This is a genomic window from Candidatus Flexifilum breve, from assembly GCF_016713355.1.
This window is the reverse complement of record NZ_JADJPI010000004.1, coordinates 633097-655601: the sequence shown is the minus strand read 5'-3', so window position 1 is coordinate 655601 and position 22505 is coordinate 633097. Positions and strand designations below refer to the sequence as shown.

General features: G+C 60.6%; 20 protein-coding genes and 1 tRNA gene. 6 read left to right on the top strand and 15 right to left on the bottom strand.

What is annotated here, in order from left to right; genetic code table 11:
* Nucleotides 1–105: 105 nt before the first annotated feature.
* A complete protein-coding gene (locus IPK17_RS03650) occupies nt 106–873 on the top strand; it encodes a creatininase family protein (protein WP_343416310.1) in 768 nt (255 codons plus the stop codon).
* Nucleotides 874–916: 43 nt separating this feature from the next.
* Here the strand turns inward: IPK17_RS03650 and IPK17_RS03645 are convergent.
* Nucleotides 917–988 (bottom strand) — tRNA-Arg (locus IPK17_RS03645).
* A 113-nt stretch (nt 989–1101) separates the two neighbouring features.
* Here IPK17_RS03645 and IPK17_RS03640 point away from each other — a divergent pair.
* From IPK17_RS03640 to IPK17_RS03630, 3 genes are all read left to right on the top strand, one after another.
* On the top strand, nt 1102–1866 hold the full coding sequence (locus IPK17_RS03640) for a hypothetical protein (protein ID WP_343416309.1): 765 nt from the start codon (nt 1102–1104) through the stop codon (nt 1864–1866).
* A gap of 64 nt (nt 1867–1930) precedes the next feature.
* Complete coding sequence (locus IPK17_RS03635; protein ID WP_343416308.1) at nt 1931–4111, top strand: SH3 domain-containing protein; 2181 nt, start codon at nt 1931–1933, stop codon at nt 4109–4111.
* Between the two features lie 36 nt (nt 4112–4147).
* A complete protein-coding gene (locus IPK17_RS03630) occupies nt 4148–5305 on the top strand; it encodes a M23 family metallopeptidase (protein ID WP_343416307.1) in 1158 nt (385 codons plus the stop codon).
* A gap of 79 nt (nt 5306–5384) precedes the next feature.
* Here the strand turns inward: IPK17_RS03630 and IPK17_RS03625 are convergent, their stop codons facing one another.
* A complete protein-coding gene (locus tag IPK17_RS03625; RefSeq protein WP_343416306.1) occupies nt 5385–7520 on the bottom strand; it encodes an ABC transporter substrate-binding protein in 2136 nt (711 codons plus the stop codon).
* A gap of 157 nt (nt 7521–7677) precedes the next feature.
* Here IPK17_RS03625 and IPK17_RS03620 point away from each other — a divergent pair, with 157 nt between their 5' ends.
* On the top strand, nt 7678–8535 hold the full coding sequence (locus IPK17_RS03620) for an MBL fold metallo-hydrolase (protein WP_343416305.1): 858 nt from the start codon (nt 7678–7680) through the stop codon (nt 8533–8535).
* Nucleotides 8532–8999 (top strand): transcription elongation factor GreA, encoded by a 468-nt coding sequence (greA, locus tag IPK17_RS03615; RefSeq protein ID WP_343416304.1) that lies wholly within the window; start codon nt 8532–8534, stop codon nt 8997–8999. Before IPK17_RS03620 ends, greA begins: the two co-directional genes overlap by 4 nt.
* A 71-nt stretch (nt 9000–9070) precedes the next feature.
* Here greA and IPK17_RS03610 read toward each other — a convergent pair whose 3' ends face one another.
* From IPK17_RS03610 to murJ, 13 genes are all read right to left on the bottom strand, one after another.
* Entirely contained in the window at nt 9071–10429 is a 1359-nt protein-coding gene (locus IPK17_RS03610) for a hypothetical protein (RefSeq protein WP_343416303.1), read from the bottom strand.
* Between the two features lie 139 nt (nt 10430–10568).
* A complete protein-coding gene (gene topA, locus IPK17_RS03605) occupies nt 10569–13034 on the bottom strand; it encodes a type I DNA topoisomerase (RefSeq protein ID WP_343416302.1) in 2466 nt (821 codons plus the stop codon).
* 14 nt (nt 13035–13048) lie between these two features.
* Nucleotides 13049–14131, bottom strand: coding sequence for a mannose-1-phosphate guanylyltransferase (locus IPK17_RS03600; protein WP_343416301.1), 1083 nt, complete (start codon nt 14129–14131; stop codon nt 13049–13051).
* Nucleotides 14132–15226, bottom strand: a complete 1095-nt coding sequence (gene dprA / locus IPK17_RS03595; protein WP_343416300.1) for a DNA-processing protein DprA — start codon at nt 15224–15226, stop codon at nt 14132–14134.
* Nucleotides 15227–15304: 78 nt separating this feature from the next.
* Nucleotides 15305–15841: a ribosome maturation factor RimM gene (gene rimM, locus IPK17_RS03590; protein WP_343416299.1), complete on the bottom strand. Its 537-nt coding sequence runs from the start codon at nt 15839–15841 to the stop codon at nt 15305–15307.
* Nucleotides 15842–15843: 2 nt separating this feature from the next.
* The gene (locus IPK17_RS03585) at nt 15844–16068 is read right to left on the bottom strand and encodes a KH domain-containing protein (RefSeq protein WP_343416298.1); all 225 of its coding nucleotides are present in this window, start codon (nt 16066–16068) and stop codon (nt 15844–15846) included.
* Between the two features lie 145 nt (nt 16069–16213).
* Complete coding sequence (gene rpsP / locus IPK17_RS03580) at nt 16214–16600, bottom strand: 30S ribosomal protein S16 (protein WP_343416297.1); 387 nt, start codon at nt 16598–16600, stop codon at nt 16214–16216.
* Between the two features lie 99 nt (nt 16601–16699).
* Nucleotides 16700–18043 carry a signal recognition particle protein gene (gene ffh, locus IPK17_RS03575; RefSeq protein ID WP_343416296.1) on the bottom strand — a complete coding sequence of 448 codons (1344 nt, stop codon included), beginning with the start codon at nt 18041–18043 and terminating at the stop codon, nt 16700–16702.
* 54 nt (nt 18044–18097) lie between these two features.
* On the bottom strand, nt 18098–18607 hold the full coding sequence (locus tag IPK17_RS03570) for a flavin reductase family protein (RefSeq protein ID WP_343416295.1): 510 nt from the start codon (nt 18605–18607) through the stop codon (nt 18098–18100).
* A 131-nt stretch (nt 18608–18738) separates the two neighbouring features.
* The gene (locus tag IPK17_RS03565) at nt 18739–19665 is read right to left on the bottom strand and encodes an alkaline phosphatase family protein (RefSeq protein ID WP_343416294.1); all 927 of its coding nucleotides are present in this window, start codon (nt 19663–19665) and stop codon (nt 18739–18741) included.
* A gap of 111 nt (nt 19666–19776) precedes the next feature.
* The gene (locus IPK17_RS03560; RefSeq protein ID WP_343416293.1) at nt 19777–20274 is read right to left on the bottom strand and encodes a TlpA family protein disulfide reductase; all 498 of its coding nucleotides are present in this window, start codon (nt 20272–20274) and stop codon (nt 19777–19779) included.
* Nucleotides 20275–20281: 7 nt separating this feature from the next.
* Entirely contained in the window at nt 20282–20920 is a 639-nt protein-coding gene (locus IPK17_RS03555) for an MBL fold metallo-hydrolase (protein ID WP_343416292.1), read from the bottom strand.
* Nucleotides 20917–22503 (bottom strand): murein biosynthesis integral membrane protein MurJ, encoded by a 1587-nt coding sequence (gene murJ / locus IPK17_RS03550; protein WP_343416291.1) that lies wholly within the window; start codon nt 22501–22503, stop codon nt 20917–20919. Before murJ ends, IPK17_RS03555 begins: the two co-directional genes overlap by 4 nt.
* Nucleotides 22504–22505 lie beyond the last annotated feature (2 nt).

The following is a 22505-nucleotide window of genomic DNA, read 5'->3' as shown; positions in this document are numbered from 1 at the left end:
CAGATCAAGGGGCGCAATTGGCTGCGCTCGACCGCCCCGAATGTCCCGTTTCCTGCTATGCTTACGTTAAAAGTGCAGTGGTTTGAGGCAGAAGGGTAAAACAAGATGCGTTGGGAAGAACTTACTGGAGATCAGTTTGGTCAGGCGGTTGCCCAAAGCGAAGGTGTGTGTTTGCTGCCGCTGTCATGCATCGAACGCCACGGACATCACGCGCCGCTGGGCACAGACATGTTTATCGCTCGGGAAGTTTGTAACCGGGCGGCGGCGCTCGAACCCGTCGTCATTTTCCCGGATTTTATCTTCACGCAGATCCTTGAAGCGCGGCACGTCGCGGGCACGATTGCCATCGACCCGGACCTCATTTTGCACCTGTTGGATAACGTGTGCCGGGAAATCGCACGTAACGGACTGAAAAAGATCGTTATCGTCAACGCGCACGGCGGTAACAATGCGTTGGTGCCCTACTTCCAGCAGAGTCAGCTCGTCAGCGCGCGTGACTATGTGGTCTATCTCGCCAGTCGCTCCAATTTCGCTACCGACCATGCTGGCCCGACTGAGACGAGCGCGATGCTTGTTATCCGCCCGGATCTCGTCCACATGGAGCATGTGCCGACCGATGGTGAGGGCGAGGCGTTGGGGCGCATGAATCATCTGCTGGATAAGGGGGCTATGACGGGTATTTGGTGGTATGGAGATCACCCGACGCACTATGCCGGCAATGCGGCGAGCGCGACGGCGGCTCAAGGCGAAGAACTGCTCAGCGGCGCGGCGCAAGCGCTCGTCGAAGCGATTCGCGCGATCAAGGCGGATACAACCGCCAAACGCCTGCAGGACAAGTTCTACGCCGCCGGGGTCAATCATCAGCGGACATAGCAGGCACAACAAAAAGCGACGTTGGGTGTCAACGTCGCTAAGGTGCCCCCAGCAGGAATCGAACCTGCGCCTTTGCCTCCGGAGGGCAACGCTCTATCCGCTGAGCTATGGGGGCCTCCGAATGAGGTCATGATAGCATCGAATAGGGTTCTGTGCAAGATAGTCTGGTATCTGTACCGGAAATCTGCTAAAGTCCGCCTGTTTTGTCCGCTAACCATGATGAGACGCATGATCGGAAAACAAACGTACTGTCGGTTGCCCATCGTTGTGCTCGCCTTGCTGCTCATGCTGCTCAGCGTTGGCTGCAGCGCCTTGAGCGCCCCCGACCCCGCCGCCACTGTACAGGCGAATCGCGCCGGACTCGAATTGGAAGCGACCAGTATCGCTCAGGCGGCACAGGCGCAGGCGACGGAAATTCGCGCTACGGTGAGCGCGGGCGAAACGCTCGTCGCGGCGGGCGAACAGATCAACAATCAACTGCTGCTGACCATGCGCGCCGTGTTCCCCCCGACCGAGCAAGTGGTTCAGAATAATGGTGGCGCGACGCCGGGGCATGTTGCATCGCCTGCGCCGCTCGGCGTGCTGGGAGAGCCGACACCCCTGCCCGCCGCCGGCGCGACCGCGAACCCCGCTGATCCGCAGATCACCAGCAACACGCCCTTCAGTGATGTGGGCACAGCGCTCACCGTCCGCGACTCGGATGGCTGTTCCAACGGGTTGGTGACCGCTTTTACCGCGGATGTGGGGCGTATTTATGTGACCACACGCGCGCTCAACATCCGCGCAGGCACGGTCATGCGCGTGCAGTGGAATTACGAAGGAGAGCCGTCTTACAGCGAGTCCTTCACGGTGGCGCAGGATGACGACGATTTCTGCTTGTGGTTCTACATTGAGCCGACCAGCGACGTTTTTGGCGCAGGCACGTGGTCGGTGCAGCTCTTCGCCAACGACAGCCCGATCAACGACCCGCTCACGTTTACAATCGGTATGTAAAGTGGTGTATGTCGAGCCGTCATGGTAGGATAAGCTGGCCGTGCTTACCGTAGGAATAGTCTCTGTGAAATTCCGTCTGATCATCGTGCTGATACTTACGTTGTTGAGCGCATCGCTGGCGTGGGCGCAAGAGCCGACGCCAACACCGCTTGGCAGCTATGTCACCGGACGGGATATTTACGTGCGGTCGGCTCCGACGGAGCAGTCGCTCCCGGTCGGGCGCTTGGTCGAAGGCGATCGCGTGTTTCCGGTCAACCGCAGCCAATCGGGTAGTTGGATTTTGATTCGCTATAACCGCGGCTTTGGCTGGATTCGCCGTGATCTCGCGTATTGGGCGGTCGATGTTGACGCGCTGCCCACACTCGACGAAAGTAACCTGACGCCGACGCCGCTCTCCCCTGATCCGACGGAGACGCCGTTTATCGCGACGGCCACACCGAACGGGAGTTGGGTGGATGCGGCCGGGGTCGAAGCGTTCGTACGGTCGGGTCCCAACTTCCGCTATCAGGTCTTGGGGCAGCTCGAGAGCGGCACGGTGATCGAGCCGGTCGGGCGCACGGAAGATTCCAGTTGGATACTTATTCGCTTTGGCGATGGCTTCGCGTGGATTGCGCGGCGCTTGGTTGATTTGGCCGTTCCGCTGCCCTCCCTGCCGATTCTGCAAATCTATGCGCTGACGCCCAGTGCGACTTTCACGCCGTCAGCGACGCCCACCGCCACAGCGACGGGGACGTTCACGCCAACCCCGAGCGCGACCTCGACCCCGTCGGCGACGTTCACCGTGACCAATACGCCGAGCCTAACGCCGACCGCGACCTTCACATGGACGCCCACGGCTACCTCCACGCCATCGCCATTCCCGACCAATACGGCCGTGCCGACGCGGACGGCAGTCCCGAGCGCGACGAACTCGGTGTCGCCTGGACCCACGAGTACCACGACCCCGTCAGCTACGGCGACTCTCACGCCGGAACCGAGCGCAACCTTCACAGCGACAGCTTCACCGGAGCCGACCAATACCAACACGGCGATGCCGACCGAGACGAGCACGCCCACCTTCACGAACACCGCTGAGCCGACCGTGACGTCCACGAACACAGCGACAGCTTCACCGGAGCCGACCAATACCAACACGGCGATGCCGACCGAGACCAGCACGTCCACCTTCACGAATACCGCTGAGCCGACCGCGACGTCCACAAACACGGCGACGGCTTCACCGGAGCCGACCAATACCAACACGGTGGAGCCGACCGAGACCAGCACGCCCACCTTCACGAACACCGCTGAGCCGACCGCGACGTCCACGAACACGGCGACAGCTTCACCGGAACCGACCAATACCAACACGGCGCTGCCGACCGAGACGAGCACGCCTACATTGACGAACACCGCTGAGCCGACCGCGACATTTACAAATACGGCGACGGTCGAGCCAACGGCGACGAATACGCTGACGCCGACCGCGAGCAGTACCGCCACCGAAGAAGTCGCCGTGGCCGTGGTGCCGACCGATACGGTGACGCGTCGCCCGTCACGCACGCCCGTGCCCGCCACCGAGACGCCCACTCCCACGCCGCTGCCCTCGGAGACGGCGACCGAGCGTCCGACCAGCACAGCTAGCCCTGTACCACCAACGAATACGCCTGTCCCGACCGCAACATCGGTCCCGACGACCACCGCAACGCCGACCGTCGACCTTATTCCGAGTGCGACGCGCGAAGTGGTGCAGTTGTTCCCGCCCACGGCCACCGCTGCGGCCGCCCAAGTGGCACTCACACCGACGCCCACCCCACAGACGACCGCGCCCACGGGCGGTGGTGTGCAGATCTCGCTTGAAGCCGTGATCGGCGTGATTGCGTTGATTGTTATCCTCGTGTATATCGGCTTGTACTGGCGTGGTTTGGCGGCGCAGGAACGCTTTGCCGAGGGTTTCATCGTCGAGACCTGCCCCGTGTGTGGTCGCGGCCATCTGAATGTCGAGACGCGCACGGATCGCCTTGTCGGTATTCCGCGCCCGCGCAGTACGGTGCGCTGCACCGAGTGTCGTTCTGTGCTGCGCCAAGTTGGCGCGCATGCCTGGCGGTATGCGGTCGATCCGTTTGAGAGCCCGGCGCTGTACGCGCGCTATAACGGGCGCACCATTGACGAAGAGACGCTCAAGTCGCTGCGCGCGGGCACACCCCCACCTGAGGTTCGTCCGCCCACCAAGCCGCCGACCTTTGTCGACGATGAAGAAACCTAACCCGTTCTCTGCCCAGATTATTTCGGTGAGGATCATTTGGTTCGCAAGCTAACCATCCTTGTCATATTCGCGTTCGTGTTGAACGCTTGTCAGCCGGTCGACGTGGTGACGCCGTTCGTAGCGACCATCGATCCGACCTATCAGGCGTTGGCGCAGAACAGCACTCCGGTGCCGACCGCGGGCGGTCTGCTGCCGAGTCGGACGCCGACCATTCCGGTCACGCCGACGGATACCGCAACCCCGACCGAAACACCTACACCCACGCTGACGCCAAGTTCGACCTACACGCCGACGCTCTTCCCGACCAACACGCGCCCGCCCACGCTCACGCTGACGCCCACACCGCTCGAATTGATCATTGCCTCGGCGACCGTCTCCGAAGCTGAACTGAGCGGCACGCCGCGTCCGACGCTCACGCCGCCGCCGCCCGATCCGTCGGTGCAGGTAGCGGATCACTTCATGTTCCGCCGTCCGGTCAGCGACACGGCGACGAATTGGGTCGACCGGAATTATCCGTATGGCGCGACGAATGGCGGACGCTTGCAGGTGCACCACGGCGTCGAATTCGTGAATCCGCGCGGTACGCCGCTGTACGCGGTGGCGGATGGCGTCGTCTATTTTGCGGGTGATGACCTGACATCCATGTTCGGCCCGATCACCAATTACTATGGCAATCTGGTTATCATTCAGCACAACGCGACCGCGCCGGATGGTCGTCCGCTGTTCACGCTGTACGGCCACATGGATCAGATTGCGGTGCAGACGGGGCAGCCTGTCAGCAATGGTCAGCAGATTGGCACGATTGGCGCGACCGGCGTCGCGATGGGACCCCATGTGCACTTTGAAGTGCGCGTGGGCGACCCGCAGTGCTTTTGCGCCACCCGCAACCCGGAACTCTGGATTCGCCCGTATCCGACGTATGGCACGCTGGCGGGGCGGGTCACCGATGCGGCGGGCAACATCCTCTATGATGTGACACTCAAAGTGGAGTCAGAACGCTTGACACGTTACGCGTGGACCTACGCGGATACCTCAGTCAACGGGGATGATGTGTTCGGAGAGAACTTCACGCTCGGCGATATTCCCGCGGATTACTACATGGTGACGGTCGGCGAGAATGGCCGCGTCCGCTTCCAGCAGTTGATCTATCTTTACCCAAACCGGACCACGTTTATCAACGTGCAGCTTAACTAGCAGCTAAACCCAATTGATGCGCTCAACTGTCCCTCTCTGAATAGGGAGGGACAGTTGAGCGTGAACGGTTTAGGACTGGTTACCCGCCGCTGTAAACCTTAAACGTCACGGTGATTTGCGTGTCGCTGACGGCGTCCACGCGCAGCACACCGCGATTTCCGTCGGCAGTGCGCACACCGATCAAGGTGCCGGGGAACATCTCGGTGCGCGGGATGCTGTCGCGCGTGAGGTTGGCCGGATTGATCGCATCATAGGTGATGGCGTTCAGATCGACGCCGCTCACAATCCCCAGCTTCGCGCCGAAGAGACCATCCAGGCCCACTCCACCATCCGCATTCCAGTTGACATCTCCCTGCACGCCGTTGCCTTCAAGGTCGAGCGTGTCGCCGAGGTTGAGCGTCTGCGAGGCCTGCCGCAGGACGGCTCGGTCGATGCTGTAGGTCAGGTTGTAGATGTTGTTCTGTTCGCCAACTGCTCCCTCATTGACCTGATTATTCGAGTCGATGATGAGCGACGAGGTGAACTGGCCGTTGGCGATGAACACGCCGGAGAGATTCACGACCAGCGATTGGCTGGGCGCGAGCGCTGGCACCTGCCCGCTCAGGAATAGGTTGCTGGGCGCGAACGTGCCGCCCACCGAGAACGTTCCGGTCGGAGCCGCGCCGATGTTCGTGACCGTGACGGCAATGGTGAAGGTCTGCCCGGAGATGATCGGCGTCGGGTTGACGACGGCTGACTGGATGATCACATCGGGAGTGCCCGCAGGGGTGGCCGTCGGCTGAACGGCGGAGGTCGGCGGGACGGGCGTGGTTGGCGGCGCGACGACGGGCACATCCGCGAGGCTGCCCGTAATTTCGAGCAGATCAACGGCCAGCCAACCGGGATCGCCGATGAACTCAATTACCACCCATTGGCTGTCGATGCTGCGTCCCACCACTTCGGCCTGATCGCCTTCATTGAGTTGACCGAGAATGGGGTAGTCCATGCTGGGGCCAGAACGCACGTTTTGCAGCGTGCTGGTAATGGTGACGAATGTGCCATCAGGCAGCGGTGTGGCGGTCGGGACGATGACAACCGGGTCTTGCGCGGCAGTGAAGGGGTCGCCGCGCCGGTACAGCGCAATCACTTCGGGAGCGCCGAACTCATTCAGGCGGGTGATGGCGACGTTCTCAGTGGTTTCGCCGTTGGCGAGTGTCGACGGATCGAGCACGCCTTGCAGTCCGCGCGCTTCGGGCAGGGTGAGCAGGTTGGTGCGCAAATCGTTGGGCTGCGCCAGGGCTTCAGCGAGCATGCGAATGGAGTCATAGCCCGCGGCGGCGAGTTCGCTCGGAATTTCGCCATAGGTGCGCACATGCAGATTGACGAAATTGATACTCAGGGTATCGGTAAAGGTGTACGCCCACGTCGTCGTGCCGAGGATGCCGCTGCTCAAGCCATCTGGCAGCACGCTGCCCAAACGCGCCGCATCCGGGTAGATGAACAGCCCGTTCCACGCGCCGGCCTTCAGCGCGGCATACAGGCTGGCGACGGAGGGCACATCACCATACGCGAGAATGGCTTCCGGGTTGGCCGCGATCAGTTGGTCGGCTTGCGTCGCGATCTCACTCGCGTCGCTGATGAAGAGCGTCGGCGAGGGGGCAGCGCCGAGCGTTGAGGCGGAGGTCGCGAAGCCCAAGAGCTGCGCCGTGCTGGCGATATCCAACTGCGCGGTGGCGATGGTGCGCAGGCCGAGCTCCTGAATCAGGAAGGCGGCGAGGGCCTGTCCCTGCACCACATCCGATGCGCGGCTGCGGAAGACGAGCCCGCTCGCGTCGCTGGTGAGCAGGGTGTCACTCGTGGCCGGAGTGATGATCGGTACGCCGAGCGCGACCAACTGCGGTATCAGGCTGATCGCTTCATCATTCGTGATAGGGCCGAGCACCGCTATGACATCCTGCGCCTGCAGCGCCGCGACCAAGCCTTCAGGGTTGTCGCGGGCCGTATCCAGAACGGGCAGCAAGTTGAGCTGCGCTGTCGTCGTCGCTGTGATCGCTACGCCACCGTCTGCGTTGATTTGGCGGACAGCCAAGCGCGCGCCATCCATGAGTGGCCCGCTCGGGTCGTCGATGACGGCAATCGTCAGCGTCGGGATGTCGTTTTGGGCACTCAGCCCGGAGAGAGGAACCAGGAGCACGAGCAGAAGGATGCAGATCAACTTCGTTCGAGGATTTCGCATAGCCTTGTCTCTCTGTTGAATATCGGGTAGATACATTTCATTGTACATTATACTCCAGTTTTTTCGCCTCACTCTCACCGTCTTCTCGACTTGATTTTCGATTTTCCAGTGACTATACTGTCTTACGTTCCGCTTTGTTCTTGTGTAGGACTGAATAATGCAGCGTGAGCGCGTCGCCGACGATATCTACGTCTTTATCAGTGACCAGTACGCACAAGTCAATGCGACGTTGATCACCACGAACGAAGGGGCGGTGTTGTTCGATACGCTCCTGTACCCCGACGAAACGCGCCAGATTCACCGCTATGTCGAACGTCGCTTGGGTACGACCGTCAAAGTCGTGATCAACAGCCACTTTCACGCCGATCACACGGCGGGAACCTGCTTTTTCCCCAACGCGCAGGTGATCGCGCATGCCAAGTGCCGCGATCTGCTGGAACGTCGCGGTCGGGAAAGTTTGGAGCAGGCGAAGCAGCATGTGCCTGAACTGCGTGATGTGGAACTGGTGCTGCCGGATACGACATTCCGGGAAAGCTATCAATTCTCGTTGGGGAATAAGAGCTTTCACCTCTGGTCGACTCCCGGTCACAGCCCGGACTCCGTGGTGTGCCTGGTCAAGGAAGATCGTGTGCTGCTGGCCGCAGACACGGTCATGGCGCTGCCGCATTTTGTCGACGGCAGCTTTGATGAACTGTACGCCTCGCTGCAGAGTCTGCGCGGCGGCAATTACGAGAACGTGATTCAGGGGCATGGCGACATCGTCCTGCGCGGAGAAATCGAAGATCGGCTGAAAAACGACATCGCCTATTTGGATGCGCTGCGGAAAGCCGTCGATCAAGCGCTGGAAAAAGGTCAGCCGCTGGAAAACATCGACATTGAACGCTGCGGCAAAAGCCGCATTCTGCTGCACGGTTCAGCGGTTGAACTGCATCGGCAAAATGTGATGACGCTGGCGGCTCAACGCCGAGAATTGCTGGATGGTACCGATAGGGAGATAGTAAGGCAAACACCATGACGAGTGAGAATGCGCTCACCCCCGAAGGCTACGCGGACCTGAAACGCGAATTGGATACGTTAATCACCGTGCGCCGCCCTGAACTCGCGAAGAAACTCGCCGAGGCCGTGGCTGAAGGCGACCTTAAAGAGAACGCCAACTACCACGATGCGAAAGAACAGCAGGCGTTCATCGAAGGGCGCATCAAGTATCTGGAACATATTCTGCGCACGGCGACCATCATCCAGCGCGAAGGCAAGACCGATGTGGTGTCGCTTGGTTCGATGGTGACGATCATTGAGGAAGGCTACGACGACGAAGAGACCTACAGCATCGTCGGCGCGGCCGAGGCGAACCCCGCTGAAGGCAAAATCTCCAATCTCAGCCCGATTGGCGCGGCGCTCCTCGGCGCGAAAAAGGGTGACAAGGTGCGCGTGAAGACCCCGAACGGCGAAACCGTCGTGAAGATCAAGAGCATCAAGTAGGTACAACATCCGCTGATTGTGTCAACAAAAAACGCCCGGTCATAATGCCGGGCGTTTTGATTCTGTCTGAATTAGGTGATTGGCGTGAAATCGCCGGTACCGCCGAACGGATCATCGTCCGGAGTAGTACGCGGCGGCGGCGCGGGGGGCGGCTGCTGGGGCAGGGGTGGCCGCTGGATGGGCGGCTGTGTCCCATAACCCGCTGGTGTGTAGGGCTGCGGCGCCGGCTGCACTGGCGGCGGTGGCGGCGTGTAGATCGGCTGCGTCGGCGCGGGCGTGTAAGTCGGCTGGACGGGCGGCAGCGGTTGGGTGATGGGGGCGAGCGGCGGCGCGGCTGGTGCGGTCACCGTGGCGGGTGCGCCTGTGCGCGCTTTCTGCCACGCGGCCAATTCGAGCGTCAGCTTCTGGAACTGGCTGTTCGGGATCGGCGTTCCTGCGACATACTGCATTTCGATGATGCGTGCCTGCAGGCGGAGCGCGGCGGTTTCCAGCACGAGGATGGCGCCCGGCTGTGCCAGCACCACATCGCCTTTTTCTTCCAGCTTGGAGCGGACGCCGGGGTCGTTGAAAGCGTGTTCCGAGGCGAAAACCTTGGTCATCGTGCGGACAAAGTCGTCCTTGTCGAACAACCACACTTCAAAGGCGGTCGACGAGCCGTCGGTGGTGACGCCTTCCGCGATCAGTGCACCGGTTTCGCCGAGGAATTTCTCTTCGGCATCCTCAATCGTGAACGAGTCGTCGTAGCTGCCGAAACCCTTGGTGTAGGTCGACATCTTCTGCATCAGCGGTGGGCCGTAGTTATTGGCCGCCGCCGAAAAGTCGGTTTTCTGAGTTTCAAAGGCCTTCTTCGCCGCTTCCCGGTTTTCTTTTTCAGCTTGTCGTACCGGGTCAGGTTTCTGACCGCGCCGCGACAGCGGTTCGATCAAGTTCGGGTAGATGAACATCCCGTAGATGATGATCACGATGGTGACGACGAGCAGGGTCACAATCGGGACAATCAGGAACGGACGGAGGTTATCCAAGGCCGTCGGTTCGGGTGGGGCGGCGGCTGCAGTCGGCTGGGCGGCTTCCGCCAGCGGGCGAATGGCCTGCAGCTTCGCATAATTCTCGGCTTCTTCGGGCGTCGCGAGCAGCGTATCGACAATGCCGAGTGGATTATCCACCTGGCGTAAGGCATCGGTGATGAACGCGCTGGTGTCTGACGTGCGCCCTGCATAGCGATCGGCGAGCAGTTTCACCCATTCATTCTGCCAAGTTTGTTCGAGCGTGCGGAGGTCACCATCGTAATACTGCGTGGGGAAGAGCACATAAGCGCCCAGAAAACCGATCAAAATCCCCAACAGAATTGCGAAGAGGGTCACACGTCGAGGCAAATAGGGCTTGAGCAGAACGACTACCAGCCCGTTATATGTATCTTTTAACCATTGCATACGAGCAGCCTTCCGGGTGAAAGCGCGTCCGACAACGAATAAGAATATAGTACACGAAACGGTAGAAAGCGCAAAGGAAACACAGACAAATGTACTCCCGTAGGCACGCTCTTTTCAGCGTGCTTACGGGGAGTTTAGACTAGACGGGCTCTGCGCTGATGGATGGCAGACGGTCAAGGGAGTGCTTGGTGCCGCAGCTCGTGCATTCGGCGCGCGTTCGCGACGCTTCGACCAGCATCCCGCCGCAGTTGGGGCAGGGCTGCGGGAGCGGCTTTTTCCAACTGGTGAAATCGCAGTCCGGGTAGCGCGAGCAGCCATAGAACGTACGGCCGCGCTTCGACCGCCGGATGATGATTTCGCCGTGGTGCGTTTTGCCGCACACCGGGCAGCTCACGCCAAGGCGTTCCAGCCACGGTTCGGTGTGGCGGCAGTTCGGATAGTCCGAGCAGCCGATGAACTTGCCAAAACGTCCATAGCGAATCACCAGCGGCTTGCTGCAGACGGGGCAGGGGCGGCCAATTTCCTCTTCGGCTTTCATGTCCGGCGCGGTGGCGCGGGCATGCGACAACTGCTGCTGGAAGGGATTGTAGAAATCGCCGAGCATGGGGCGCCATTGGCGCTTGCCGTCGGAAATCTCGTCCAGTTCGTCTTCCATGCGGGCGGTGAACTGGTAATCCATGATTTCCGGGAAGTATTCCACGAGGAAATCGTTCACGACGCGGCCGGTTTCGGTTGGGATGAGGCGCTTGTCCTCACGAGTTACATATTCGCGATCCTGAATGACGGCGACGGTGGGCGCATAGGTGCTCGGACGACCGATACCGAACTCTTCCAGCGTGCGGACGAGGCTCGCTTCGGTGTAACGTGGCGGTGGCTGCGTGAAGTGCTGTTCTGGTATGAGCTGCAGCAGGTCGAGCAGCTCGTCGACCGACATCTCCGGCAGGATGCGCCCTTCGTCTTCGTCCAGCGCAAGGTCTTCGTCGCGTGCATCCTCATAAAGGGCGAGGAAACCGTTGAACTTAATCGTGCTGCCCGATACGCGGAAGTGATACTTGCGTTCGGCGGGCGTCGCCCCGGCGTCGATGTCGACGCGCAGCGTGTTGTAGACCGCGTTTTCCATCTGGCTGGCGACGAACCGCTGCCAGATCAGGTTGTACAGGCGGTACTGTTCGCTCGACAGATTGCGCTTGATGGCATCCGGTTCGCGCATCGTGCTGGTCGGGCGAATGGCTTCGTGCGCTTCCTGCGCGCCTTTGGTCTTGGTCTTGTAGACCGGGGCACGGGCGGGCACATACGGCTTGCCGAAGCGCTTACCGATGTAGTCGCGCGCCTCTTTCTGCGCCTGATGCGAGACGGCGGTGCTGTCCGTACGCATGTACGTGATCAGACCCACCGAGCCTTCCGTCCCGACATCAATGCCTTCGTATAACTGCTGGGCGACCGACATCGTACGCCGCGCGTTGAAGCCCAGGCGTCGGGACGCTTCCTGCTGGAGCGTGCTGGTGGTGAACGGTGGCGACGGCCGCCGTGCCCGTTCGCCGCGTTTGACATCGGCGACCGCGTACTGGCTGTGCTTGAGCGTTTCGAGATGCTGATCGACGGCGGTCTTGGAATTGAAATGCACGTCGTGGTCGCCAATTTTGAACAGGCGGGCGAGGAAGGGTTTACCATCTTCCTTTTTGCCATTCTGCGCCTTGCGCAGTTTGGCGTCCAGCGTCCAGTATTCGTGGGGTACGAACGTCTCGACTTCGCGCTCGCGATCCACGATCAAGCGGACGGCGATACTCTGCACGCGTCCGGCGGAGAGGCGATTGCGCACCTTCTCCCAGAGCAGTTCGCTCACATTGTAGCCGACCAAACGGTCGAGGATGCGGCGCGCCTGCTGCGCATTGACGAGATTCATGTCGATCTGCCGCGGGTGCGAGAACGCTTCCTGCACCGCGCTCTGAGTGATTTCGTGGAAGACCACGCGCTGCACCGGTTTGCCCGTGAGCGCTTCCATATCGGCGGCGGCGTGCAAGTGCCACGCAATCGCTTCGCCTTCGCGATCCGGGTCGGTCGCGAGGTAGATTTCCTGCGCGCGTTCCGCCGTTTCTTTCAGGTCTTTGACCACATCGCGCTTATCATTCAACACGCGATATTTCGGCTCGAAGTTGTTCTTGACGTCGACGGAGAGCTGCGAGACCAGCAGGTCGCGCACATGTCCCTTCGACGCCTTGACCACATACCCTTTGCCGAGGTACTGCCCGACGCTGCGGGCTTTGGCCGGCGATTCGACGATCACTAACTTGCCGACCGGCGCTTTACTGCGTGGCGCTGCCTTTTCGGACGCCTTCGCCGCTTTCTTGCCTTTTTTCGCCGTGGCGCTCTTTTTAGTCGTCGCCTTCTTCCCGCTGGCTTTCTTCGCCGCGGCGGGCTTCGGCTCGATCACGGGTTTTGGCAGGTTAGCGTGTGCTTCGGTTGCGCCCATGCGGAACAAGGTCGTGCCGCACACCGGGCACGACCCCTTGACGCCCGGTGTGCCTTTGCTCGTGAAGGCGGGTTGCGGATTGGCAATTTCCCGTTTGGTCTTGCATTTCACGCAGTACGCCTGAAGTTCAGTCATGCGGGTCTAACCCTCTATAGGTAATTCGTGTTGTCTGTCTCTCGCAGCATCGTGACGACTTTTTTGACGTCCTGTGTGCGTTCTTTGTGGCAGATCATGAGCACATCTTGGGTGTCGACGATCACGAGGTTCTCAATGCCTATGGTGACCGTCAGTTTGTCACTGTAAACCAGTGTGTTCTTTGTGTCAACCGTGATCCGATCTTCCGATGCTCCTTTGAAGCCATTTCCAGAGTCGTCCAAGTCGAGCACATCGAAGAGTGCATCCCAACTGCCGACGTCGCTCCAGCCGATATCGACCGGGATGACGGCCATGTTCTGCGCGCCTTCCATAACCGCGAAGTCGATGGAGATACGCGGAATTTCCGCCCAAATCTCATCGAGTGTGGCGTCATAGTCCGGCGTATCGACGGTGGGCTGCAGCCGCATGATCAGCTCGTGCATCTTGGGCTGCTGGCGGGCGAATTCGCTCATGGCGCGTTCCGCCGTCCAGATGAACATGCCGGAATTCCAACTGTATTCGCCCGAGCGGATGAAGCTGATCGCCTTGACGGTATCTGGCTTTTCGGTGAAGCCGAGCGACTCGTAGCACTGGAAGTCATCGACTTTCTTGATCGCCTGACCGCGCCGAATGTAACCAAAAGCGGTCGACGGCAGGGAAGGCGAGATGCCGAGTGTGACAATGTGCCCGTGCCGCGCCAGCTTGCTCGCCGCGCCCAACACATTGCGGAACATCTCTTTGTGGGCAATGTGATGATCGGCGGTGAGAATGGCGACGACGGCCTGCGGATCACGCTTCTGGATGACGGCGATGCCGAGCGCCGCGGCGGGGCCGCTGTCCCGCCCATAGGGTTCGACGATGAAGTTCTGCGCGGGAATACTGGGCGCGTCCGCCCGCAGTTTCTCGACGTGATTGCGGCCCGCGACGATGTAGATGCGTTCCGGCGGGAAGAGCGGCGCGAGTCGTTCGACGCTCACGCGGAACATGGAATGATCTTCGACGAGGGGGAGAAGCTGCTTCGGCATATCGGCGCGGCTCATCGGCCACAAACGCGTACCACCACCGCCTGCCATGATCATTGCGTAGTTGTGATTCACTTACGGTTTCCTTTCGGTTCGATATTGCATATGCCCAACAAGGCTGATGACGCCTTTTAGTTCCAGCAAGGTGAGTGTGCTGATAGCGGTCGGCGTCGAGAGGCCGCTCAGGCGCACCAAATCGTCCACGTGGATCGGTTCAGCGCTCAGAAATTGCAGCAGCGCCGCTTCGTTTTCATCCTCCGGCGCGAATTCTTGAGCTTGTTCGCGCGTGGTCATCGTCGTATAAGTGACATTGATTTCGCCTAAAATGTCCTCGACCGTCAGCGCGGGTTTCGCGCCATCCTGAATCAAGCGGTTTGCGCCCATGCTCGACGGGTTGAAGATATTGCCGGGGACGGCGAACACGTCGCGCCCCTGTTCGGCGGCAAACGACGAGGTGATCAACGCGCCGCTCTTCTCCGGCGCTTCGACCACCAGCACGCCGAGCGCTAATCCACTGATGATGCGGTTGCGCCGGGGGAAGTTTTGTGCTTCCGGGGGCGTACCGAGCGGAAACTCGCTCAGAATTGCGCCATGCGCTGCAATCTCTTTCGCTAACGCGGCATTATCGCGCGGGTACATCACATCAATACCACAGCCGAGCACCGCCAGCGTCCGCCCACCTGTGTCCAGCGCGGCGCGATGCGCGACCGTATCGACACCGTGGGCGAGCCCGCTGATAATCGTGACGCCGTTAGCGGCTAAGCCCTTACTGAAATACGCCGCGGCATCTTTGCCGTACACGGTGACTTTGCGCGTGCCGACTAGTCCGATGGCTAGACCATCTGCGGGGGTGAGCGTCCCGCGCACGTAAAGCAGTGGTGGCGCGCCGTTAATGGTGCGCAGGAGCACGGGGTACTCATCATCAAGCAGCGTGAGCAGGCGTGCCCCTACACGCTCGATTCTGGCCAGTTCGGCGTCCAGATCTACCCGGTCGCGGAAAGCGATCAGATTGGCGAGCGCTTTGCCATCGAGCCCGTTGTTACGCAGCGTCGCTGGATCCGCATACCACGCGCTCCGCAGGTCACCGAAGGCGTGCAGCAGCAGGTTGAAGCGTTTGAGACCGATTTCGGGGACGAGGCTGAAGCCGAGCCAATAGGGGTGATCGCTCACGGCGTTTCCCGGCGCATGATCTTAGGGTATTTGAGGACAGCATAAGCGCGGGGTATAGAGGCTGTCAAGCGGGAATGCTTAAGCGTCTTCGCCTTGCCCGGGGAGCAAACCTGCCGGGAGGCGCACGATCACCTGCTTGGCGGCGATGTCGGTCTTGATGATCGTCTCCGGCAGCACCGGAACCAGGACTTCGCCATGCTGCGCGCCCTTGACCACGTACACATCATTCGCGCCGGTTTCGAGGACTTCGGTCAGTGTACCGAGGACTTCGCCATCTTCAGTACGAACTTCCAGCCCGATCAGCTCATAAAGGTAGAATTCGCCCGCTTCCAGCGGCACAGCATGTTTCAGGTCGATCATGACGAGGAGCTGGCGGTAGCGTTCGGCTTCGGTGCGATCGTCTATCCCCTTAAGCTTGAGCAGACCATATTCCTGATTCATGCGCATGGATTCGACGTTGTAGGCAGTTACCTTGCCGTTCGGATCCGTGCCGAGATACACGCTTTTGAGCTGACTGATGCGTTCGGGGAAATCGGTGAGCAGACGCACGCGCAGTTCACCGCGCACGCCGTGCGGACGTAAAATTTCGCCTAAAATCAGGTGTTTGGGCTGCATGCCTAGCTGATTTTCAATACGATGCGCTTGTTCTTGCTTTCGCCCGCGCGGAGCAGCGCGCGCAAAGCGTTCGCTACGCGGCCACCCTTGCCGATGATGCGGCCGGTGTCATGTTGGGCGACGTGCAGTTCGATCACGACGGACGAGCCCGAGTCGCGGCGGCGAACTTTCACCGACGTCGGATCATCCACGAGGCTCTTGGCGACGTATTCGACCAGTTCTTCCATCGTCTTGTGCTCCTGTGCAAACCGGGACGCCGTTCAACGCATCCCCATGCTACAAATCATTATACCAAAAAGGACGAGGCATGCCTCGTCCCTACAGATTATCACCATGTCCACCCCTCTCCGCAAGGCGAGGGGGAGGTGAAGCTTAGTTGCCCTTGGGCTTCATGGTGCCTTCGCCAGCGGCGGGGGCATCGTGACGGGTCTTGACGCTGTAATCGCGCGCGGCAGCCGCAGCCGACGCTTCGGCGACGAGCGTTTCGACGGCTTCGCCCTTCTTCATACGTTCAAAGCGATCCAGCGTGCCGGTGCGCTTGAGGATATAGTTCACGGCTTCGCTCGGCTGCGCGCCCACGCTCAACCAGTACAGCGCACGACCTTCGTCGATGATGTCCGTGATCGGCAGGGTGCGGGCATTGTGCGTGCCAATGATTTCGATGAAGCCGCCACCACGCGAAGAACGCTGATCGGCCACGACGATACGGTAGCTCGGCTGACCCTTGAGGCCAGTCCGGCGGAGACGAATACGAACCATGGGTAATGTACCTTTCTAGTTGCGCTCTCAGGCGTCACCTATGGACGGAGAGCCACTGAGAACAAAATAACTCAGTTGCGGAAAGACCGATGGGCGGTCTTAGCGCGGAAATCCGGGGGGCAGGCCGCCACCGGGCATGCCGGGGAATTTGCCCTTCCGAACTTGACTCATCATCGACTGCATGTCTTTGAACTGCTTCAAGACTTCGTTCACATCCCGCACTTCGACGCCGCTGCCCGCTGCAATGCGCTTACGGCGGCTGGCGTTGAGGACCTTGGGGTTTTCCCGCTCGGCTTTGGTCATCGAGTTGATGATCGCTTCCACGCGGCGGATACGTTTGTCGACCTGCTGCTCGTCGATCTGGTCCCGGAAGCGGTTCATACCGGGGATCATGCCGAGCAGGCTGGTGATGCTGCCCATGCGCTTGATCTTCTGGAGCTGTTCCAGAAAATCCTGCAGTGTGAACTGATTTTCCATCAGTTTCTTCTGCAGCTTGATGGCTTCAGCCTCATCGAATTCAGCTTCCGCCTTTTCGATCAAGCCCATCACATCGCCCATACCGAGGATGCGCTGCGCCAGACGATCCGGCGAGAACGCCTCGAACCCGTCGACCTTTTCGCTCGTGCCGAGGAACTTGATCGGCACGCCCGTCACAGCGCGCATCGAGAGCGCCGCACCACCGCGGGCGTCACCGTCGATCTTGGTGAGGATCAGCCCAGTGATACCAAGGCGGCCGTTGAAGCCTTCGGCGATGTGCACGGCTTCCTGACCCGTCATCGAGTCCGCGACGAGCAGGATTTCCGCGGGCTGAGTCCGCCGTTTGATCTCTTCCAGCTCCGTCATGAGGGTTTCGTCAATTTGCAGACGACCCGCCGTATCGACGATCACGACGGCGGCGTTCTGCTCTTTGGCGACCTTCAACCCGCGCGCGACGATGTCCGGCGGTTTGGCGGTTGTGCCTTCCTCGTAGTACGGAACCTGAATCTGCTTCGCCAGCGTGACCAACTGGTCAACGGCGGCAGGGCGATAGGTGTCGGCGGCAATCATGAACGGCGACCGGCCTTCGCGGCGCAGGAACAGCGCCAGCTTGGCACCGGTGGTTGTCTTGCCCGACCCCTGCAGACCCACCAGCATGATCACATGCGGTTTAGTGCTGCCAGAGAAATTGAGCTTCGCGCCTTCACCGAGCGTGGTGAGCAGTTCCTCGTGCACGATCTTGACGACCTGCTGACCGGGCTTGAGGCTCTTAGCCACATCCGCGCCGATGGCACGTTCTTTGACACGCCCCACGAAGTCTTTGACCACAGGCAAGGCAACATCCGCTTCGAGGAGCGCCATGCGCACCTCGCGCATTACCTTGTCTACGTCTTTTTCCGTGAGTTTGCCGACCCGCCCTAAGCCGTCAAAGACGTCTTGCAGGCGGTTTGTAAGCTGCTCAAACATGAGGTCTACCCGTCGAAAAGTCAGCGCTCATTGTAGTGGAGCGAGGGATAAGAATCAAGGTGAGGCTACATTCTGCGTCTGTAAGGTGTGGTAGCTGCGATTGAAGTAGAGCAGGGGCGATGCGCCATCGGTTGGCACGCCGGTCGCGACGACCTCGCCGATCACGATCCAGTGGGTGCTGCCATCGTGGATTTCGCGCACTTTGCAGTCCAGCCAGGCGATAGCATCCGCGAGGATCGGTACACCGGTCACGCCCGTCGTTAGGTTCAGCCCGTCGAAGCGATCTTCCGTGTCGCCGAGCGGCACGCGCCCCGCGAAGCGATCCGACAAATAGGCTTGATCCGCGCCGAGAATCGACACGGCGAATACGCCCGCGCCGGGGATCACCTCGGCGGTGCGGGTATCTTTCTGTAAGCACACCAGAATCGCCGGGGGAGTGAGCGAGAGCGAGTTGAACGCGCTGACGGTCATGCCCGCGCGGCACACTGCGTCAGCGGTCGTCACCACCGAGACGCCGCTCGCCCACAGGCGCATGGTTTCACGTAAATTGTTAGCATCCATCATCCACAGCCTTCATACCAGTACAATTCTGATCTGAGTATAGACGAGAAATGCTTAGCTTCACCTGTTCGTAGGGACAGTTCTATGACGCTTCTAACGCCCGCCTCACCACGGTTTCGTAAAAGGGCTGCACTTCAGCCGTGCGGTTGGGCGAACAGGTAAGCGGCCATCTGCGGCGTGATGTCCGCCAGCGTTTTCACGCCTGCGGCGAATTCCTCTTTGCCTGTGCCGATCACGACCGTGGGTACATCGTTCTCGGTGTGCTTGGTGTGCGATAGGTCTTCCATGTTGCCGTGATCGCTGGTGATGACGATCAAACCTTCGTCGTCGTCCCACACGTCGAGCACGCCGCGCATCACGCCGTCGAAGATTTCGAGGTTGCGCGCGCCATCCGCCACCGTGCCGCGATGCCCGATCACATCGGTGACCCAGTGCGCGAAGAAGGCGAAGCTGTAGCGCCGGGCGATCTCAACCATCTTGATCCCGGCTTCATACGGCTCGTAGATCGGCGTGTCAGTGTAGCCAAGTTCCTTGCGCCAGCCTTCGCCAACCCAATCGACAGCCAAGGCGTCGCCGCTGTAGATCATGTCCTCGCCAAAAAGAGGCAGATCGGCGGCGAAGAGCGCTTCCTGATAGCTGGAGCGGAGCCGTTTGCCGCTGTTGATCGCCTCGTGAAAGCGCGGCGGATAGCCCTCGATGAGCGCTGCTGGCAGGCCGCGCCGCGTCACCTGCTTGAAGAAGTTGTCTTCCATCAGAATTTGGCGGATCGGTGGGTTGGGGCGTGGGCCGTAATGCTCGCCGATGAGCGCGGGGACATTCTTGCCCGTCAAAATGGCCGCCTGACCGCTGGCGCTCTGCGGCTTGCCGGGAGTATCCATGCGCGGATCGGTTGGAACGAAGATGGCACGCTCGCTGACCTGTGCCCCGGTGTCGCGCAGCCAGCGGTGACCATTCGCCAGCGCATCGAGCGTGGGGGTGGTAGCCGCCGCAAACGGGTTCGTGGTCGGGTCGTTCTCCCCCAAGCCGATCCCATCCAGAAATATGAGCAGGATGTGTTTCATGTGGGACAAGTCCCCTTCAATGGCGTAGCCGGAAGACACACAGTGCACTTCCGGCGAGAATATGAGTATCCAATATATAGTAATAACACGAACGCCGGGCGGCAGGTATGGTCAGGGTGAGGAGATCGTGTTGGTTGTCGCTTGGTCAAGCTCCACAGCCGTAGGCGGACTGTTCGCGCGCCACAATTCGCTGCCATCCGCAGCAAACAGGACAAATTCCGGCGAATAGGTGAAGCCATAGATGGCGCGCAGTTCGCGCCCAACCGCCGTGTGAATATCAATGCGCAGTATATTGAACGTGTCGCCCATCGCGGTCACCAACTCGTCGACCGCGGGACGCGCCGCCATGCAGCCCGCGCAGAAGTTGCTGTAGAACTCCAGGAAGGTCGGCTTGCCGTTGCCGATCTGCGCCTGCGCCGCGCCGACGCTTGTGACGTCACTTGCGCCCACGCGGAAGGCGAGGAATCCGCCCGTGAAGACGAGCGCCAGCACCAGAGCCGCGATCAGTGTCGAGCGCCACGCGACATGCCGCCAGCGCAGCACCGCCAAAACGACGACCAGCGTGCCGAGCGCAAAGAGAACATACGAAAACTGATTCGCTATGGTCATCGTTCGCCTATATCAAGAAGGGATTCGTTTGGCGCTCCCGCCCAATCGTCGTCATGGCGCCATGCCCGGAGAGCACGCGCGTTTGATCGGGCAGCGTGAGCAGCTTGTCGAAGATCGACCGCTCCAGCACTGCCCAACTTGAACCCGGCAGGTCGGTGCGCCCGACGCTCCCCGCAAACAGCGCGTCACCGCTGAAAACGATATCTTGGTCGCGCATGTAGAACGCCAGATGTCCCGGCGCATGACCGGGGGTATACAGCGTTTCCAGCTGGATCGCGCCGAGGGTGATCGTCTCCGATTCGGTCGTGAGCAGGCGATCCGGTTCGGCGGCTTCGGGGTAGAGCTGCCCGACAAAGCGCAGACCGGTCTGTGGCAGGTTTTTCAACATGGGGACGGCTTCAGAATGAATATAAAACGGCGCGCCCGTCAGTTCCTTGAGCGCTGCGCTCGCGAGGACGTGATCGAAGTGGGCATGGGTGGCGAGGATGAGCTTGATCGTCCAGCCCGCGTCGGTCGCCAGTTTGAGCAGCAGTTCGGCCTGATCGACAGGATCGATCAGGATGGCATCGTTGGTCTCGGTATCCGCGACAAGATAAGCATTCGTCTGCGCGAGACCAAGCGTCACGTATTTGATTTCGATACTCATGAAACAGCCGCCTCAACGGGTGCAGTGGAGCGCCTACGAATCAGACGCAGCAGTTCTTCCAATTCTTTCATGCGCAAAATCCACGCTGCGGCCAAAAACCCGAGGCCGCCCAGCACGCCTTGCACAGCGATCTGCGCGATCAGGAATGCTTTGCCCCGCTCACCAAGACCGAGCGCTGACCACACCGCGCCGACGCCGAGGATGATGGCCGCCATGACGAGGCTGGCCGCTACTCCCTTGGCGGCTGTAAGGAACAGCGAGCGTTCTTCGATGCCGTGCCAGCGCCGCCGCAGCAGAATCAGGTTGATTGAGACTTCGACGGCGATGCCGAGCGAGTTGGCCAGCGCTAACCCGCCGACGCCCAGGCTCGCGCTGAGCACGTACGCGCCGACGATGTTGATCGCCGCGCCGATGCTCGACGTGATGAAGGGAATCACCGTGTTTTTGTCGGCGTAGAAGGAGCGGGCGGCGATTTCCAACACTGACTGCACAATCAAGCCAAGCGTGAAGAATTGGAGCGTGCTGTAGACAAAGTCGGTCGCGGAGGCGTCGAACGCGCCACCTTCCAGCACGGTGAGCAGCGGTCGCCCCAGCACGAGCAGGGCAATCGACGCAGGAATGGTCGCGGTCAGGATGAAGCGGATCGCGCCCGCCATCGCCTCGCGTTTGCCCTTGAGGTTATCGACAGCGCTCAAGGCGGCGAGCGTCGGGAAGATGACCGTGCCCATCGCCGTGCCGATGAGCGTTTCCGGGATTTGCATGATGCGCCAGCCCCAGCTCAACGCGCTGACCGCGCCCTCGCCCATGTTCGAGGCGAGGTTGTTCATGATGAGCCAGTTGACGCTGAAGACGGCCAGCCCACCGAGCGCGGGCAGCATGAGACGCAAAATGCGCCAGAGCGTTGGGTCGGTCAAACCGAGTTCGGGCGACCATTGGGCTCGCACGCGGATCAGGCCGGGAATCTGGATGCTGAGATGCAGCGCCGCCCCGATCACCGCGCCGATGGCGACGCCGTAAACGCCGAGACTATCTGTTAGGATGACCACGCCGATCAGCAAGCCGACCGAGTACATGATCGGCGCGAGGGCGGGCAGCAGGAAGTTGTTGTAGCTTTGCAGAATGCCCATCAGGATGCCGCTGACCGAAAAGATCAGCGTGCCGACGAGCAGAATGCGCATCATGTCGACGGTTTGCGCCTGCGCGTCCGCGGGGAACCCCGTGGCGATCACATTGCTGACGAGCCACGGCGCGATCAAAAACACCACGGCGCTCACGATGATCGTGAGCAGGAACAGCGAATTGATGACATGGCTGGCCGTCTTCCACGCCTTCGGCTGGTTACCCTCCGCGAGGAAGCCCGCGAAGATCGGGATGAAGGCGAAGGCCAACGCGCCGCCCGCGATCAGTGTGAAGATCAGTTCGGGGATGCTGTTGGCGACGACATACGCATCCCATTCGCTGCCGACGCCGAACTCGCGGGCGACGATGAACTGCTGCGCGAGGCTGACGACTTTGGCCGCTCCAAACGCGACCATGACGATCAGCGTGGAGCGGGCGAGCTGCCGGGTGTTCTGTGCGGCCATGG

Excerpts from the sequence above, each read along its gene's own strand:
- ffh (WP_343416296.1), bottom strand. The coding sequence starts at position 18,043 with ATGTTTGAGCAGCTTACAAACCGCCTGCAAGACGTCTTTGACGGCTTA.
- IPK17_RS03555 (WP_343416292.1), bottom strand. The coding sequence starts at position 20,920 with ATGAGTATCGAAATCAAATACGTGACGCTTGGTCTCGCGCAGACGAAT.
- IPK17_RS03560 (WP_343416293.1), bottom strand. The coding sequence starts at position 20,274 with ATGACCATAGCGAATCAGTTTTCGTATGTTCTCTTTGCGCTCGGCACG.
- IPK17_RS03565 (WP_343416294.1), bottom strand. The coding sequence starts at position 19,665 with ATGAAACACATCCTGCTCATATTTCTGGATGGGATCGGCTTGGGGGAG.
- IPK17_RS03650 (WP_343416310.1), top strand. The coding sequence starts at position 106 with ATGCGTTGGGAAGAACTTACTGGAGATCAGTTTGGTCAGGCGGTTGCC.
- rimM (WP_343416299.1), bottom strand. The coding sequence starts at position 15,841 with ATGCAGCCCAAACACCTGATTTTAGGCGAAATTTTACGTCCGCACGGC.
- IPK17_RS03570 (WP_343416295.1), bottom strand. The coding sequence starts at position 18,607 with ATGATGGATGCTAACAATTTACGTGAAACCATGCGCCTGTGGGCGAGC.
- IPK17_RS03610 (WP_343416303.1), bottom strand. The coding sequence starts at position 10,429 with ATGCAATGGTTAAAAGATACATATAACGGGCTGGTAGTCGTTCTGCTC.
- rpsP (WP_343416297.1), bottom strand. The coding sequence starts at position 16,600 with ATGGTTCGTATTCGTCTCCGCCGGACTGGCCTCAAGGGTCAGCCGAGC.
- greA (WP_343416304.1), top strand. The coding sequence starts at position 8,532 with ATGACGAGTGAGAATGCGCTCACCCCCGAAGGCTACGCGGACCTGAAA.
- murJ (WP_343416291.1), bottom strand. The coding sequence starts at position 22,503 with ATGGCCGCACAGAACACCCGGCAGCTCGCCCGCTCCACGCTGATCGTC.
- IPK17_RS03625 (WP_343416306.1), bottom strand. The coding sequence starts at position 7,520 with ATGCGAAATCCTCGAACGAAGTTGATCTGCATCCTTCTGCTCGTGCTC.
- IPK17_RS03620 (WP_343416305.1), top strand. The coding sequence starts at position 7,678 with ATGCAGCGTGAGCGCGTCGCCGACGATATCTACGTCTTTATCAGTGAC.
- IPK17_RS03585 (WP_343416298.1), bottom strand. The coding sequence starts at position 16,068 with ATGGAAGAACTGGTCGAATACGTCGCCAAGAGCCTCGTGGATGATCCG.
- topA (WP_343416302.1), bottom strand. The coding sequence starts at position 13,034 with ATGACTGAACTTCAGGCGTACTGCGTGAAATGCAAGACCAAACGGGAA.
- IPK17_RS03640 (WP_343416309.1), top strand. The coding sequence starts at position 1,102 with ATGATCGGAAAACAAACGTACTGTCGGTTGCCCATCGTTGTGCTCGCC.